Annotated in this window: 17 protein-coding genes and 2 pseudogenes; 11 read left to right on the top strand and 8 right to left on the bottom strand. The window is 49.8% G+C overall.

Going from position 1 to position 15477, the window contains the following annotated elements; translation table 11 throughout:
- A pseudogene (locus tag BZG23_RS16525) lies at nt 1–124 on the top strand (IS256 family transposase); the annotation flags it as partial.
- Nucleotides 125–154: 30 nt separating this feature from the next.
- Nucleotides 155–691 (top strand): annotated as a pseudogene (locus BZG23_RS15830) (helix-turn-helix transcriptional regulator); the annotation flags it as partial.
- Here the strand turns inward: BZG23_RS15830 and BZG23_RS15825 are convergent.
- The 5 genes from BZG23_RS15825 to BZG23_RS15805 form a co-directional block, all read right to left on the bottom strand.
- Nucleotides 682–1446 carry a PTS sugar transporter subunit IIA gene (locus BZG23_RS15825; RefSeq protein WP_077607485.1) on the bottom strand — a complete coding sequence of 255 codons (765 nt, stop codon included), beginning with the start codon at nt 1444–1446 and terminating at the stop codon, nt 682–684. The pseudogene BZG23_RS15830 and the gene BZG23_RS15825 sit on opposite strands and share 10 nt — an antisense overlap.
- Nucleotides 1443–1748, bottom strand: coding sequence for a PTS fructose transporter subunit IIB (locus tag BZG23_RS15820; RefSeq protein ID WP_077607484.1), 306 nt, complete (start codon nt 1746–1748; stop codon nt 1443–1445). Before BZG23_RS15820 ends, BZG23_RS15825 begins: the two co-directional genes overlap by 4 nt.
- 177 nt (nt 1749–1925) lie before the next feature.
- Nucleotides 1926–3182 (bottom strand): PTS ascorbate transporter subunit IIC, encoded by a 1257-nt coding sequence (locus tag BZG23_RS15815; RefSeq protein ID WP_077458580.1) that lies wholly within the window; start codon nt 3180–3182, stop codon nt 1926–1928.
- Nucleotides 3183–3193: 11 nt separating this feature from the next.
- A complete protein-coding gene (locus BZG23_RS15810) occupies nt 3194–3481 on the bottom strand; it encodes a PTS sugar transporter subunit IIB (protein WP_077607483.1) in 288 nt (95 codons plus the stop codon).
- A 117-nt stretch (nt 3482–3598) separates the two neighbouring features.
- Nucleotides 3599–4042, bottom strand: a complete 444-nt coding sequence (locus BZG23_RS15805; RefSeq protein ID WP_077607491.1) for a PTS sugar transporter subunit IIA — start codon at nt 4040–4042, stop codon at nt 3599–3601.
- A gap of 258 nt (nt 4043–4300) precedes the next feature.
- On the opposite strand from BZG23_RS15805, the gene BZG23_RS15800 reads away from it, so the two are divergent.
- Entirely contained in the window at nt 4301–5332 is a 1032-nt protein-coding gene (locus BZG23_RS15800) for a LacI family DNA-binding transcriptional regulator (protein ID WP_077607482.1), read from the top strand.
- Between the two features lie 202 nt (nt 5333–5534).
- Here the strand turns inward: BZG23_RS15800 and BZG23_RS15795 are convergent, their stop codons facing one another.
- A complete protein-coding gene (locus BZG23_RS15795; protein ID WP_241837227.1) occupies nt 5535–6890 on the bottom strand; it encodes an aldose 1-epimerase family protein in 1356 nt (451 codons plus the stop codon).
- A gap of 145 nt (nt 6891–7035) precedes the next feature.
- Between BZG23_RS15795 and BZG23_RS15790 the strand changes: the two genes are divergently transcribed.
- The 8 genes from BZG23_RS15790 to BZG23_RS15755 all read left to right on the top strand — a co-directional run bounded on the left by BZG23_RS15790 (nt 7036) and on the right by BZG23_RS15755 (nt 14464).
- Nucleotides 7036–7242, top strand: a complete 207-nt coding sequence (locus tag BZG23_RS15790; RefSeq protein ID WP_077607480.1) for a hypothetical protein — start codon at nt 7036–7038, stop codon at nt 7240–7242.
- A gap of 356 nt (nt 7243–7598) precedes the next feature.
- On the top strand, nt 7599–8018 hold the full coding sequence (rbsD, locus tag BZG23_RS15785; RefSeq protein WP_077607479.1) for a D-ribose pyranase: 420 nt from the start codon (nt 7599–7601) through the stop codon (nt 8016–8018).
- 23 nt (nt 8019–8041) lie between these two features.
- Complete coding sequence (gene rbsA, locus BZG23_RS15780; protein WP_077607478.1) at nt 8042–9547, top strand: ribose ABC transporter ATP-binding protein RbsA; 1506 nt, start codon at nt 8042–8044, stop codon at nt 9545–9547.
- The gene (gene rbsC, locus BZG23_RS15775) at nt 9544–10533 is read left to right on the top strand and encodes a ribose ABC transporter permease (RefSeq protein WP_077458573.1); all 990 of its coding nucleotides are present in this window, start codon (nt 9544–9546) and stop codon (nt 10531–10533) included. Before rbsA ends, rbsC begins: the two co-directional genes overlap by 4 nt.
- 146 nt (nt 10534–10679) lie before the next feature.
- A complete protein-coding gene (gene rbsB, locus BZG23_RS15770; protein WP_077458572.1) occupies nt 10680–11573 on the top strand; it encodes a ribose ABC transporter substrate-binding protein RbsB in 894 nt (297 codons plus the stop codon).
- Between the two features lie 82 nt (nt 11574–11655).
- A complete protein-coding gene (gene rbsK, locus BZG23_RS15765; RefSeq protein WP_077607477.1) occupies nt 11656–12585 on the top strand; it encodes a ribokinase in 930 nt (309 codons plus the stop codon).
- A 34-nt stretch (nt 12586–12619) separates the two neighbouring features.
- Nucleotides 12620–13624 carry a substrate-binding domain-containing protein gene (locus tag BZG23_RS15760; protein ID WP_077607476.1) on the top strand — a complete coding sequence of 335 codons (1005 nt, stop codon included), beginning with the start codon at nt 12620–12622 and terminating at the stop codon, nt 13622–13624.
- Nucleotides 13625–13795: 171 nt separating this feature from the next.
- Entirely contained in the window at nt 13796–14464 is a 669-nt protein-coding gene (locus BZG23_RS15755) for a TIGR01621 family pseudouridine synthase (RefSeq protein WP_077607490.1), read from the top strand.
- Here BZG23_RS15755 and gspS2 read toward each other — a convergent pair.
- Together gspS2 and BZG23_RS15745 are read right to left on the bottom strand one after the other, a co-directional pair.
- Entirely contained in the window at nt 14457–14834 is a 378-nt protein-coding gene (gene gspS2, locus BZG23_RS15750; RefSeq protein WP_077607475.1) for a type II secretion system pilot lipoprotein GspS-beta, read from the bottom strand. The two genes, BZG23_RS15755 and gspS2, sit on opposite strands and share 8 nt — an antisense overlap.
- Nucleotides 14834–15145: a YciI family protein gene (locus tag BZG23_RS15745; protein ID WP_077607474.1), complete on the bottom strand. Its 312-nt coding sequence runs from the start codon at nt 15143–15145 to the stop codon at nt 14834–14836. The genes gspS2 and BZG23_RS15745 overlap by 1 nt, the downstream gene beginning before the upstream one ends.
- Nucleotides 15146–15477: the final 332 nt, after the last annotated feature.

Below are 15477 nucleotides of genomic sequence, written 5' to 3'. Positions count from 1 at the left end.
GCTGTATGCAGGTATGTTGAAGGCGTCAGAGAAGTGGACGCATCCGGTGCAGAATTGGAACCTGACATTGTCCCAACTGAGCATCCACTTCGAAGGGCGGCTCGACGACTACGTAGATCTTTAAACGTTGGGTGACACAGAACTATGAACACCCTCTAAACGAGCGAGTGTGTCGGGCTTTTATGGGGTGCAAAAGTTCTCAGTACCTATGCGCTCGGGCTTTGCGGTGGATAACATTCTTGAAGCGTTAAACGCGCTCTCCAAAGAGCCAAACAAGCGCTTAACCGATGGGTACTTGATTAAGGCATTGTTGGCCTATACCCATCAATTGGTCGATAAACCGACATTCAATGCCCACTCTCGCGGGGAAGATCTCTACCAAGGGATATGTATCTATATTCAAGAGCATTATCAACAAACCCTTTCGCGCGCGGACATTGCCGCACATTTTCACATCAGCCCGAGCCACCTGTCACGTTTGTTTAAACAGTATGGGCATATGACGTTGGCTGATTATATTGTGTGGGTGCGTATCGACCGAGCCAAATTTATGCTGATGCGTTATGAGTTCCGATTAGTTGATATTGCCTGTCGTTGCGGGTTCAATGATGTGAACTATTTTTGCCGCGTGTTTAAAGCGAGAACGGGCAAGACTCCCTCGGAATATCGGCAGCTCAGTCATCAATCCTGATCTAAAACAGCATGTAGCATCGCAATTTGGGTAGGAATATCATCGCAGTGTGTTAGCCAGCGCCGGAATGTGGATGAAGATAACCGGCGAGATAAGCGACTGATGGCGCGTAGTATTGGACGCTCGATGTCACTAGGGACCGCAAGCGCAATGCACAGTGAAACCGATTCTCTATTTAGCCAGGTAATTGCTGGCTGACAGCGAATGACTATGATGGTGGCATGGGAGATGCTGCTATCAATAATATGAGGAAGCGCAACACGATCGCCTAGGTAGGTAGATGAATGTGCTTCTCGCACCATAAAAGCGGTATAAGCTTGCATTGACGTGTCTTTTTCCGCAACGCGTTCAACGATCTCCCTTAACAGCGACTCATACTGTATGGCTTTGGTTTGTAAACCCTCAAAACGCAGGTTTAAACAGGTAACAGGCGATTTAAAATCGGACTTATCATTTGTAGGCGCAGCGAAAGCGGAGGTACTGAGTAAATGCCAGTGCTTACTAACGTATTCTGCAAGCACTAAGCACATCAATTCGGCATCCACTCCCTCAATCAAAAGCAGACAAATATCACTGGATTGGGTGCCAGTTGCAAGGATCGACAATGTATCGGTAGGGGGAGCTGTGCGATCTTTGCTGACATTAACAAAGGTGCTTTGCCCACTAAAAAGTGAACATAGTCTTGCCAACTCGCTTAATTGCCAACTGGCTAAGCCTTGTTGCGAGGCGGAAAAGCAAACAAAAGCGCCTGTCATCGGGGCAATTGCTTTTGTAGTGCTGCTTTGGCGTCTGTAAGGACGTCTTCCATGGCAAGGCGAACGATCGTGGAGTTACTAAATCGTTCTGCTTTTTCAAGCTCAATATCAGAGACGATAACCACGCAGTCTGCTTGCAGGATCTCATCAAGCGATAATGCATTTTCAATTCCCATCGCTCCCTGAGTTTCTACTTTTACTTGGATACCGAGACTTTTGGCTGCTTTTTCCAGTTGCTCAGCAGCCATGTACGTGTGTGCGATGCCTGTAGGGCAAGCAGTAATTGCGACGATGTTGTTCATAGTGGATGGCATGCTGGTTGTTTATAATCAGTGCTTGAAATAATGACAGTACAACATCATAAAGAAAAGCACTCAGAAGGAGAAGGTGAAGGAACTAGGTTTTGTTGTGTTGGGACAGACAGTATTCGTGAGAGGATGAACAAGCCTATCGGCCTGTTCATCCTTTTTTGTTTGTGGTTATCGCACAATCAGGCCGAGTAGGATGCCGACCACACCAAAGTCTGCATCGCTAAAGGTGGTGTTGGCAAAGCCCAGATCGCCGAGTACTGGGAGCAAGAACACGGGCAGGAAGGTGATCAGTAGGCCTTGCGCAAAGGCGCCTAAAATTGCGCCGCGTCGTCCGCCGGTGGCATTACCGAATACCCCTGCCGCTGCGCCGACGAAAAAGTGGGGTACCACGCCTGGGATAATCACCGTAAGCCCCAGTATATAGAGCAGGAACATACCGACAAGCCCAGCAACAAAGCTAGATAAAAAGCCTACTAACACCGCATTGGGCGCGTAGGGGAAGACCACGGGACAGTCGAGTGCTGGCTTGGCATTGGGTACCAGTTTGTCGGAAATCCCTTTAAACGCCGGCACAATCTCGGCAATCACCATTCTTACCCCTTGCAAGATCACATACACCCCGCCTGCAAAGGTGATGGATTGCATTAATGCAAACATAAACCAGTGTTTACCATCACTCACCTCGCGCACAAAGTCTCCGCCGGCAAACAGACACGTCACCATAAAAATTATCCCCATGGTGAACGAGATAGCGACTGGCGTATCACGCAAGAACAAGAGGCTTTTGGGCACGTCCATGTCTTCGGTGGAGTGGGCTTTGTTGCCAAACTTGCTGCCAATAAAGCCGGCTAACACGTAAGAGAGGGTTGAAAAGTGGCCAATGGCGACTTCATCTGAGCCGGTGACTTGTTGCATGTAGCGATGGGCGATGGCAGGAAAGAACACCATCACCGAGCCGACAACCACAGAGCCTAATGCGACCAATGGGATCCCTTCCATGCCGCTGGTGGAAAGAATCGCGGCGACCATCATCGACATAAACAAGGTGTGATGGCCGGTTAAAAAGATGAATTTCCACGGGGTTAAGCGCGCGATAAGAATGTTAACCAGCATGCCGAAGAACATGATCATTGCCATTTCCTTACCAAAGGCTTCTTGCGCAATGGAGACAATGGCTTCGTTGTTGGGTACCACGCCACTGATACCAAACGCATGCTGAAAAATGGTGGCAAAATCCCCGAGTGAGCTGACTACCAATGAGGCACCGGCTCCTAGGATCACAAAGCCTAGAATGGTTTTGATGGTGCCTTTGATGCATTCAGTCGCGGGTTTTTTCTGGGCGATTAAACCAATCAGTGCAATCAAACCCACTAATACCGCGGGCTCAGAGAGCACGTCTTTCATCAGGAAGTTAAAAAAGGGCATAACGTCACTCCTTATAGGGCACCGAGTGCTTGTAGGGCCTCAGACAAGCGGGTTTTCATTGCCTCTTTGTCCACCATGTTGTCGAGTGCGACAATGCGCGGCGACACATTCATCGCTTGTAACTGTTGGGCGATATCGTTGGTGGCGACGAAAATATCGGCCTCTGTCCCAGAGACTGAGCCCAGATCGATATGGTCGACACTGGCTTCGACGCCAAGATCGTTGATGATTTTTTTGATGCTCATTTCCATCATTAGGCTGGTGCCAAGACCGTGGCCGCATACGACTGTGATTTTCATAATTCAGACCTTCTATTTGGGTTAACAGGTGCATTTTCAGCATGTTCGTTGTTTTAAAGCCGATAGCTAAGGGCGAGCCCTTTGTGTTTTTGCGTGTTGTTGCTACCGATGTAAGGGTTAGTAGTTGGCGATAATGGCTAATACCTCTTCCACGTTGGTGGCGCGGCTGATCTGCGCGATGTGTGTGTCATTCATAAAAAGGTTCGCCAATTGGGAGATAGCCTCGACATGGCTATTACTGTCGGTGGCCGCGAGGGTGACTAGCACCTTAACCGGATCGTTTTCGGCGCTGTTAAAATTGACGCCGTTTTTGATCACTGTGATAGCCAGGGCGAGGCGGTTAACGCCATCCTCAGGGCGTGCGTGGGGCATCGCGATACCCGGGCCCACCACATAGTAGGGACCGATTTCTTGGTGTGAGCGATAAATCGCATCGACATAGCTTGGCGCGATGGCACCGTTATCCAAAAGTGCTGCGCAGGCTTTGTTGATGGCATCTTGCCAATCGTTGGCACCCTGGTGAATGCGGATAACGTCGGCGGTAATCAGATCTCGTAACATGGCTTTATCCGTTTTAAAGGTTTTATTGGGTTGTTGGAGAATTGTTGATAACTCTATCGCTGAAAACTGAGCAATAAATGGACAATGATCACAAATGGTAGCGCTATCTGATAGCGCTACCATAAGATGTGATAGCGCTATCATTTTTTCTGTCTACCAATGGGTCATGCTACAAAGAGGCCATGCGGGGCAAGGATTAATCGCTGATGGCTGTGATAGGATACGGTGTCATAAAATGATGAGTAATCAATAGATACGATGAGTGAACCAAGAAAACGACGCAATACGGGTAAAGTTACGCTTGCGGATGTTGCCAAACAGGCTGGGGTAGGCACCATGACGGTTTCCAGGGTGTTGCGTACCCCGGATGCTGTCTCTGACAAATTGCGCGATAAGGTTCAACGCGCCGTCGAGCAACTGGGTTATATTCCTAATAAAGCTGCGGGTGCCTTGGCATCAGCGCAAAGCTATGCCATTGCGTTGATCATTCCTTCTCTATTGGAAAAGGCGTGCGCCTTGTTTTTGCCTCGTTTTCAACAGCGGCTGAATAAAGCGGGCTATCAATTGTTGCTGGGTTACAGTGATTATTCGGTCCAGCAGGAAGAGGATTTATTGGCCGGTTTTTTAGAAAGTCGGCCAGCGGCAGTGGTGCTATTTGGCAATGAGCATACTCAGCGTACCCATCAATTGCTTGAGATGGCCAATGCGCCTGTCCTCGAAATTGCTGAGTCGCCTTCCATGAATAGCTATGCCAGCATGGGCAGCGATCCCCACGACATCGGCAAGCGCTGTACATCCCACCTTGTTAGTCAGGGCTTTCATCATATTGGTTTTATTGGTGCGCGGGGCAACCATGCCACCTTGCAGCGCAAGCTACAGGGCTGGCAGGGCGCGATGATTGAGCACTATTTAACCCCTGACCATTTTCTGACAACGCATGAGGCCCCATCGGCGCAATTGGGGGCCGAAGGGTTGGCGAAATTGTTGCTTCGCGATGCCACGTTGGACGCACTGGTATGTAGCCATGAAGAGATAGCTATCGGCGCATTATTTGAGTGTCACCGACGGGTGTTAAAAGTGCCGACTGATATCGCGCTTATCAGCCTGGAGGGCTCTTCCATGAGTGAGCATGCCTTTCCGAGCGTAACGAGCGCTGAAATTGACTATCAATCCCTCGGCGTACAGGCCGCGTCGGCCATTTTACAAGCCATTGAAGGGCAACCGCTTACAGGCGCTCAAACTATTCCATTTAAACTCGCACATCGCGCCAGCACTGCGAGAAAAAATTAGTTTTGGGCAGTTTTATGGGGACACGTTTTAGAGGGACAGGCGTTTTATAGGGACAGGCACTTTAGTGCAAAGAGCACAGTATGCTTTTGACAGGACAGGCGCGAACGCGTTGGGAGGAGTATTGAGTGGAAAGTGTTCGGCCAAGCGTGAGCAACGCCGAACACGTTTGATAATGAAAAGCTATGTCTAGCCATTATGTGCTTTAGTGACTAAGCTCGACCAAAGGCTCTGACTTTAGTTGGACTTTTTGTTTTTTCATGATTTTGGCTACATTGTCGACGGCTTGACTGACGTCTTCCGCACTCGTTAACACGGTGTACTCAAGATCGAAATGTTTTTGTTCGCCAGCTTTTATGGTCGGCACTAGGCCTAACGGTCGTTGATATTTTGTATTATACGCATAGCTTGTACCAGGCTCGATTCCCGTTACATAGCCCTGTTTTAATGTGTCAGTGTTTTTCCAAATGGTTAGCACTGGGAGCTGATCGGTTTTAAATCGCATCGACACACCAGAGTTGGCATCTTTATTGTGTAAAACAGCAAGAGAGTTGCCTTCTGGGTCACTAATGGGTTTTAAGTTAAATACCATTTCATCAAAATCTTTTGTTGGCCCTAAATAGGTTTGCCAGCTTTTAAGTCCCCCTTTTGCATAGTCATTAAATGGAGATATTTCACTTGCTGCTGCATGGACTTTGGCGCCTTTTTCTAGGATGGGTTTACCAAAGTTTGAGTGGTAGATGATTTGATATTCATCGTCGTAATCAGCTTTGTTGGTGAGCGTATCGTTTATTGAGAAGGAATTTTCGCCAGGAATGATATTCAAACGCGTTTCTGTCGAAAGGTTTGATTTTTTAAAGGTACTCTCTGCAACAACCCCGGTGACAGTAATTGTATGTGGGGCTTCATCGTCTATTTTTACTTTCACCAGTGAGGCGGGAGTGTTTTGAACTCGCCCATGAAGGCTGAGCAATTGCCCATTGTCATCAACACCGGGGTGGCCTGTCCATTCGTATCCACAGCGAACAAGCATTTCGTTGAAACCATCTAACCAGCCAAGGCCGTTTCTGCTTTCAAGATCAATAAAAGCTGGATTGACTATCTCTTTGACGGGTGAATCCCACCCAAGAATCCGCTTACCCTCCTTGCGCACTTGGTAGATACCCATACCTCGAGTCGGCACGAGCGTCAGTTCTAATTCACCGTTATCAATGGTGATTATGTCCACGCCATTTTGTTTGCCTGTATTGAGTCGCTTTTTTTCAATTGAAAAGGGGGTTGTTGTGTTAATTCCAAGTTCTTGCGCCGATGTTTTCCAATGATCCACGTAGGTGTTAGTTGCGCTATCGGTGAGTACAAATTCTGCTGAAAGGGCGTAAATAGGTGTGAGTAGGGCAACAGTAGCCAGGACGTTTTTGATTATCATCTTAGTCTTCCTCATTTGTTGTGTTAAGCTGAATCGTTTCAGCTTAAATGCTACGCTCATTATTTGAACAGACAAATTGCTGAAAGTGACCTTGTGATTCAGCTCTTTAATTTCTATTAACTGATTTCGAATCATGAGTGCTGACTCACGTTCAGCATTACACAGTTAGCGGGAGTAATTGGGCGGAGTTATCGAGGACAGGCACTTTTGGTTAGGCGACTTAGGGGTGGTAAAGTTAACATACAGTAGAGCGGTTCTCGGTATTTGAAGGAGACAACCTATGGCTGAGCATGACACAGAAAAGACCATTCCCGAGCGTGACCAGCGGCGGTTTGCGGTGTCGGCTAACCGGAGCAAAGCGAGTCATCGTATTCGCTACGTCGAGTCGGGCGGTGCCTCGGTGGATAATGAAGAGTGCAGGTTTTGCCAAGCGGTGCCGGGTTTGAGTGACCGGGAAGCAGACAAAGAAGCAGAGGGCGATAGTTAACTAAATTGATCGGACAGGCACTTTTTCTGCTTTTCATTACCTCTCGTCAATCGTTTATCGGGCGCAAGATATTCTCGGGACAGTCACCTCACTTTCTTCCTGCAGCACGCAATACTGTACTACCAATATAGGCTGTGTGATTTATCTCCCCCTTTTCTAATGATTCCAATATCAATAGTCGATCCCCCTCACATCTGTGATGTTTACAGATGGTGAAACTTTTCTTTCATCTGCATTATTCGTCCATATCGAAACGTTTCGATGGCGTTTTTCCTGAGGGAAAACGCTGATCATAAGAAAACGTGCCAGCGCACAGTGAGTGCTGATTAAGTCCATCGTGAGTGAGAAGGTGATGAATGAATAAGCATGGTTTGCTCCATCCAGAGCTTGCACAGCTCGTAACCCAAATCGGGCACACTGATGAATTGACGGTGTGTGATGCGGGGTTACCGATCCCCAACTCGGTGTCGCGCATCGATTTGGCGCTAACCCAAGGGGTGCCAAGTTTTATGCAGACGGTCGAGGCGGTGTTAACTCACACCTGCATTGAGTCGGTGGTGATTGCAGAAGAGCTTGCAGCGGTGAGCCCCGCGCTACACCAAGCCTTGCTTGCGCGATTGGAGCAAGAGAGTGCAGCGCGGCAACAAACGATCACTGTGACCACGATCAGCCACGAGGCGTTTAAAGCACGAACGGTGCAGAGCAAAGCGGTGGTACGCACCGGCGAGTGCACGCCTTATGCCAATGTGATTTTTCAAGCCGGTGTCACCTTTTAGGTGGGCCTAAGCGAGTAACCACAATGACGCAACCTATCTTACAACTCCGCCAAGTCGTAAAAACCTTTCCCGGGGTGCGCGCCCTCGATGAGGCGAGCTTAAATGTCTATCCCGGCGAGGTAATGGCGCTACTCGGTGAAAATGGTGCGGGCAAGTCCACGTTGATGAAAGTACTCACTGGGATTTATCACGCCGACAGTGGCGACGTTAACTATCAAGGTGAGCCGGTTTCGTTTAAAGGCCCACGTGATTCGCAGCAAGCGGGGATCAGTATTATTCACCAAGAGCTCAATTTGATCCCAGAGCTGACCATTGCCGAAAACATTTTTTTGGGTCGCGAGTTTACTAACCGGTTTGGCAAAATTGACTGGACCAAAATGGCGGAAGAGGCCGATAAGCTGTTGGCGCGTTTAAATGTGAAAGCACGTGGCACCACGCCACTTGGCAGCCTGAGCTTGGGTGAGCAGCAGATGGTGGAGATAGCCAAAGCGCTGTCGTTTGAGTCGCAGGTGATCGTTATGGATGAGCCGACCGATGCTTTGACCAACACCGAAACCGCCTCGCTGTTTGCGGTGATCAACGAGCTGCGAGCGCAAGGCTGCGGCATTGTTTATATCTCTCACCGACTAAAAGAAATTTTTGAGATTTGCGATCGGATCACCGTGTTACGTGACGGCAAGTTTATTGGTGAGTGTCCCGTTAGTGATACCGATGAAGACGGCCTGATTGAAATGATGGTGGGCCGCAAACTCGCCGAACAATACCCGCGAAGCGACGTCACTCCTGATGGGATAAGCCTTGAGGTGGAAAATGTCAGCGGTCACGGCGTGGAAGCGGTGAGTTTTCAGCTGCACCGCAGTGAAATTCTGGGTGTATCGGGCCTGATGGGCGCCGGACGCACGGAGTTAATGAAAATTATCTATGGCGCCATGCCGCGTGAAGCTGGCGTGATCCGACTTGATGGCAAGGTGATTAACCCCATGAGTCCGCAAGATGCGCTGGCCAACGGCATTGCTTACATCTCTGAAGATCGCAAAGGCGAGGGCTTGGTGCTGGGGTTATCGGTGAAAGACAACATGTCGCTCAGTGCGCTCGATAAGCTCACCCATTGGGGAAAAATACAGCCGCGCGATGAAGTGATGGCGGTGGATGATTTTATCCGTCTTTTTAACATCAAAACCCCCACCCGCGAGCAAATCATTGGCAACTTATCGGGCGGGAATCAGCAGAAAGTGGCGATCGCCAAAGGGCTGATGACCAAACCGAAAGTGCTGATCTTGGATGAGCCGACTCGGGGGGTCGATGTCGGTGCCAAAAAAGAGATTTATCAGCTGATTAACCAATTTAAAGCCGAGGGCATGAGCATCATCTTGGTGTCGTCAGAAATGCCCGAAGTGCTTGGCATGAGCGACCGCATTCTAGTGATGCACGAAGGCCGCGTATGCGGTGAGTTTGATGCCAAAGACGCTAACCAAGAAACTCTGCTTGCCTGTGCGGTAGGCAAAGATGCCAATGAGGATGCAGCATGAGTGAGAATGCAATGAATAAGTCCCAGCCGTCAGAAGATGGACGCAAACCCCTGTTCAGCAAAGCGTGGTTGATTGAGCAAAAATCACTCATTGCCTTGTTAGTGCTGATCGTGGTGATGTCATTTTTAAACAGCAACTTTTTCATGGTCGACAACCTGCTTAACATCCTGCGTCAAACCTCGGTAAACGCCATTATTGCCGTGGGGATGACACTGGTGATTTTAACCGCGGGTATCGACTTGAGTGTTGGTTCAGTGTTGGCGCTGTGCGGCGCGTTTGCCGCGAGTTTGATTGCGGTCGAAGTGCCGGTGCTGGTGGCAGTGCCAACGGCTTTGTTTGCAGGCGCGGCGATTGGTGCCATGACTGGCGTCGTGGTGGCTAAAGGCAAGGTACAGGCGTTTATTGCCACCTTGGTAGCCATGACACTCTATCGCGGCGTCACTATGGTGTACACCGATGGTCGCCCCATCTCAACGGGCTTTACTGATACCGCGGATGCGTTTGCCTGGTTTGGTACCGGCTACCTGTTGGGCATTCCCGTTCCCGTGTGGCTGATGGCAATCGTGTTTATCGGCGCTTGGTATCTGCTCAATCACACCCGTTTTGGCCGCTATATTTACGCACTCGGTGGCAATGAATCGGCGGCGCGGTTGTCGGGCATTAATGTCGATCGAATCAAGGTGGGCGTGTATAGCCTGTGTGGCATGCTCGCGGCGCTGGCAGGGATCATCGTCACCTCGCGCCTGTCCTCCGGACAACCGACTGCCGGTACTGGCTATGAGCTTGATGCGATTGCCGCGGTGGTGCTGGGCGGCACCAGCTTGATGGGCGGTAAAGGCAAGATCATGGGCACATTGATCGGTGCGCTGATTATCGGCTTTTTGAACAATGCCCTCAACCTGCTGGACGTGTCGTCTTACTACCAAATGATTGCCAAAGCGGTGGTGATTCTGCTCGCCGTGCTGGTGGATAACAAAAACAAATAGCTTGTTGAGATAGAGAGCTTGTTGGGACAGGCACTTTAAGTTAGCGGGACAGACACTTTTATTTCAGCTTATTGGGACAGGCACTTTTATTTCTGTTGAATTAGCAATTAAAAACAATACCCTACAAACACAAAAGGACTGAACGCATGAAAAAACTGACTACCTTGATTACTACTGCACTATTGTCGTCAACGCTGAGCATCAGTGCGCAAGCGGAAGATAGAATGGCAATCGTGGTTTCAACCTTAAACAACCCATTTTTTGTCACCATGAAAGAGGGCGCAGAGCAGAAAGCGCAAGATCTTGGCTATGAGCTCTTGGTGCTTGATTCGCAAAACGACGCCAGTAAAGAGCTCTCGAATGTGGAGGATTTAACTATCCGTGGCGTTAAAGCCATTTTGATTAATCCGACTGACTCAGATGCGGTCTCGAACGCCATTCGTATTGCGAATCGCGCGGAGATCCCGGTTATCACCCTAGACCGTGGCGCGAGCCGTGGAGAAGTGGTGAGCCATATTGCTTCTGATAACGCTCAAGGTAGTAAAATGGCGGCGGAATACATCATCGGCAAAGTCGGTGAGCGTGCCAAAGTGATCCAACTTGAGGGTATTGCCGGTACTTCGGCAGCACGCGAGCGTGGTGAAGGCTTTATGGATGCCATTGAAGGTACCGACGTTGAGCTACTCGCCAGTCAGCCTGCGGATTTTGACCGCACCAAAGGTCTGAACGTGATGGAAAACCTGCTTGCCGCACACCCAGATGTGGAAGCGGTATTCGCCCAGAACGATGAAATGGCGTTTGGCGCATTGCGCGCGGTGCAGGCATCAGGCAAAGATGTCACCATTGTCGGTTTTGATGGCACCAAAGATGGTATTGCAGCCGTTGAACGTGGTCATCTGGCAGCAACCATTGCCCAGCAACCGGGTATGATTGGCGAATTGGGTGTTGAAACCGCCGATAAGGTGCTAAAAGGCGAGTCGGTAGACAGCTACATCCCTGTACCGCTGAAAGTGATCAGCCAAGAAACGATCGCTGAATAAGCCGTCAGGGAAACGTATAGTGAGCACCATCGGGTTCGCACTGGGTGGTGCTTTTTTGATTTAAAAACGGTAAGGAATAGTAATGAGCCGATTGGTTGTTCTTGGCAGCGTCAATGCTGATCATGTTTTACGCGTCTCTAGTTTTCCTCGTCCCGGAGAGACATTACACGGTCGAGACTATGCGGTGATAGCTGGCGGCAAAGGGGCGAATCAAGCGGTGGCAGCGGTGCGTTGCGGTGCTGATGTTGCCTTTATTGCCAGTGTGGGTGACGACGCCTTTGGTCAGCAGATTCGTCAGTCTTATGCGCAAGAGGGAATGGATGTCAGTGCGATAAAGGTACAGCCTGATACGCCGACCGGGATTGCGATGATCCAAGTGACTGATCAGGGCGAGAACAGTATTGCGCTTTCGGCAGAAGCCAATGCGACTCTGACAGCGGATACCATCAGCGATGATCTCACAAAAATCGCCGACGCTGACTATTTACTGATGCAGTTAGAAACACCGATGTGTGGCATTGAAAAGGCGGCGTTTCATGCCAGAGCGGCAAAGACACAGGTGGTGCTTAATCCCGCCCCTGCGGCACCGCTGAGCGACGCGCTTCTTGCTGCAGTCGATATTATTACCCCGAATGAAACGGAAGCCCAAAGCCTGACCGGTATCGCGGTAACAGATACTGCCAGTGCCCAAGCGGCCTCGGACGTTCTCCATGAAAAAGGGGTAGGAATTGTACTGATCACCCTCGGCAAACAAGGCGTGTGGCTGAGTGAAAAAGGCGAACAAGCGGGCCAGCTTATTCCTGGGTTCCGTGTCGATGCCGTTGATACCACTGCCGCTGGCGATACCTTTAACGGGGCATTGGTGACAGGACTGAAAGAGGGACAGACACTTTATCAGGCGATTCGCTTTGCGCATGCCGCGGCGGCATTATCCGTGACTCAGCGTGGCGCACAAACCTCGATTCCTTCTCGTTCAGAGGTTGAGGCATTTTGGGCCCACCAAGATGCTTAATCGTTATTTCACCTTAGTCAGCGGAGCGCGATAAATGGCGACCATGAAAGATATTGCCAAACGGGCGGGCGTGTCGACATCGACGGTCAGTCATGTCATCAATAACACCCGTTATGTGAGTGAGGCGATTGCTGAGAAGGTAAACCAAGCCGCGAAAGAGCTTAACTATTACGCCCCGTCGGCACTGGCTCGCAGCCTAAAAATGAATCGAACTAAAACCTTTGGCATGCTGGTGACCACTTCCACCAACCCGTTTTTTGGCGAAGTAGTAAAAGGTGTCGAGCGCAGCTGTTATCACAATGGCTACAGTTTGATTTTATGCAACACGGAAGGCGATGCTGAGCGTATGCGTGCTTCAATCGATACGCTGTTGCAAAAGCGGGTCGATGGCTTGATTTTGATGTGCTCGACGTTAGAAGGTGAGCGGATTGAAGGCTTTGATCGTTATCCGGATATTCCCGTGGTGGTGATGGATTGGGGGCCGATTGATTTTGCTTGCGATAAAATTCAAGATAATTCCTATCAAGGCGGCTATTTAGCGACCCAGCACTTGATTGACTGTGGCCACCGCCAGATTGGTTGTATCAGTGGTCCTTTGCTTAAACAACAAGCACAGCGCCGTTTTCAAGGCTTTAAAGATGCGCTGCGCGATGCTGGACTTACTGAGAACGCCGACTGGATGGTAGAAGCGGACTTTGAGTGTGAGGGCGGCTATCAAGGCATGCAAGCGATCGCCGCGAGCGGCTCCCTGCCGAGCGCGATTTTTGCCGGCAATGACATGATGGCGATGGGCGCGATCAATGCTGCTAATGCACTCGGCATTCGGGTACCCGAGGATCTTTCTATCATGGGGTACGATGATATCCACCTCGCAAGATTTGTCTCGCCCTCCCTGACTACCGTTCATCAGCCCAAGTATCGTCTCGGTCAAGCGGCCGTCGAAACGCTACTCCACAAACTAGATGACCCTCAAAGTGACAGCCAAACCGTTCAGCTCGAGCCAACGCTGGTAGTGCGCGAGAGTGTGAAGCGGGTATAGCTATTGGGCGAGCTATCGGGGACAGGCATTTTAAGCTAACTAGATATTAGCAAACGGGACAGACACTTTTGAACACTCGGGGGACAGTCACTTATATGATTGCCCTAGCGACGTAAGTGTGAAGTCGTTATGATGCCTGTCCTCAGTGGCCAACCGGTAAATCGCCTCGTTATGTTTTCAATTGTCGACCAAAACCAATACTTTGTGGTGATCAATAAGCACCACGGCGTTAGCGTGCAAAAAGAAGCCGATCATGCGGTACTTCTACCGGCCGTGGCGGCGCATATTGGGGTTGAGAAAGTCTACCTTGTGCATCGGTTGGACAAGATGACATCGGGCTTGCTGCTGCTGGCAACTTCTTCTCATGCGGCGTCTGTCCTCTCAGGGCTGTTTGCTTCTCGCGAGATAGAAAAGCTCTATTTGGCATTAAGTGCCAAAAAGCCGCGTAAGAAGCAGGGACTGATCGTCGGGGATATGGCCAAAGGGCGGCGAGGCAGCTGGAAATTACTGACCAGCAAAAACAATCCAGCTAGAACGCGCTTTATCTCTATTGCTGGCGGTGAAGGGAGGCGACTTTTTCTCTGTCGTCCTTACACAGGCAAAACCCATCAAATTCGAGTGGCAATGAAAAGCATTGGCTCACCGCTTATCGGTGATGATTACTATGGCGGCGAGCCTGCCGATCGTGGCTACTTACACGCTTATGGGCTGCAATTTACGTGTCGTTTTTCCGACGATCAGCCTGAAAAACACTATAGCTATGTGCTGCCCCCGACCCAAGGCGAATTGTGGCCAGCCTTACCGGTGGAGTGGGAGCAGCCTTGGCACTTAATTAGCTAGCACATCCAGTTGCATCGATAGCGTTTTCGAGGATTTGTCGACCACGGGTATCGCGAACCAAAATGGTATAGCTGATGCCACTGTCTAACATATTGCGGATATCGTTATTCTCGCAATAACGACGCTCTAAGCCGGAAAAGAGCTGCCCCGGTGCTTTTTTTGCATTCTTCTCCAGAAGCGTCAGCTCGATAATGGCATCTTGCGCACGAGCGCGAACCAGTGAGTAGCCTTCAATATCCATCGGCAGTAACTGTGCAATCATGTCGGCACGTTGGATTGCGGCTTCTGCGGCTTGGTCATGCTGGGTGCTACTACAGGCACTCAGTATTAGCCCAATGGCAGCCATCATTAATACTTTTACTAATCGCATTAGGCAGGGTCCTGAGGAAGCGCTTTTTTGAAAGGTTTAACGGTTACGTCTGCATAGACGCCAGCGGCAACATAAGGATCTTTGTCGGCCCAGGCTTGGGCGGCTGATAATGACTCAAACCAAGCAATAACGGTTGATCCCGTAAACCCAGCTTCGCCCGGCTCGTCGCTATCAACGGCAGGGTTTGGTCCTGCAATCATCAAACGGTTTTCTTTTTCCAGTTGGTGTAAGCGCTCAAGGTGTGCGTCACGCACTTGCTTGCGTAGCGGTAGGCTGTTCTCTACGTCTTGCGAATATATGAGATACCACATCGTCATTGTCCTTGATAGATGTTTATAGCCATTAGGATACAGAGTCCAGATTTCTGAGTACAGCGTATTAGAGCATTAGCCAGCAAATGTATTGGGGGGGACAGGCACTTAAGCATCTAAAGTGTCAGCATCTAAAGTGTCTGTCCCCCCAACAAGCTAGAATCAAACCTGAATATCCCTTTACCTTCCTGTTACTGGAAGGCTTATTCTTCTGGAAAAACGGTCAGGAGATAATATGGGATGCTGTAATCAATCCCCGGAAGGTGGAGCCAAAGGGCTAAAGCCGCTCTTAAAAGCGGTAGGTATTTTGTTCGTGTTTATAATGGTGCTGG

Source organism: Salinivibrio sp. ML290 (assembly GCF_001995695.1).
GTDB lineage: Bacteria > Pseudomonadota > Gammaproteobacteria > Enterobacterales > Vibrionaceae > Salinivibrio > Salinivibrio siamensis.
Note: the sequence above shows the minus strand (reverse complement) of the source record. Positions and strands in the feature narration are given on the sequence as shown.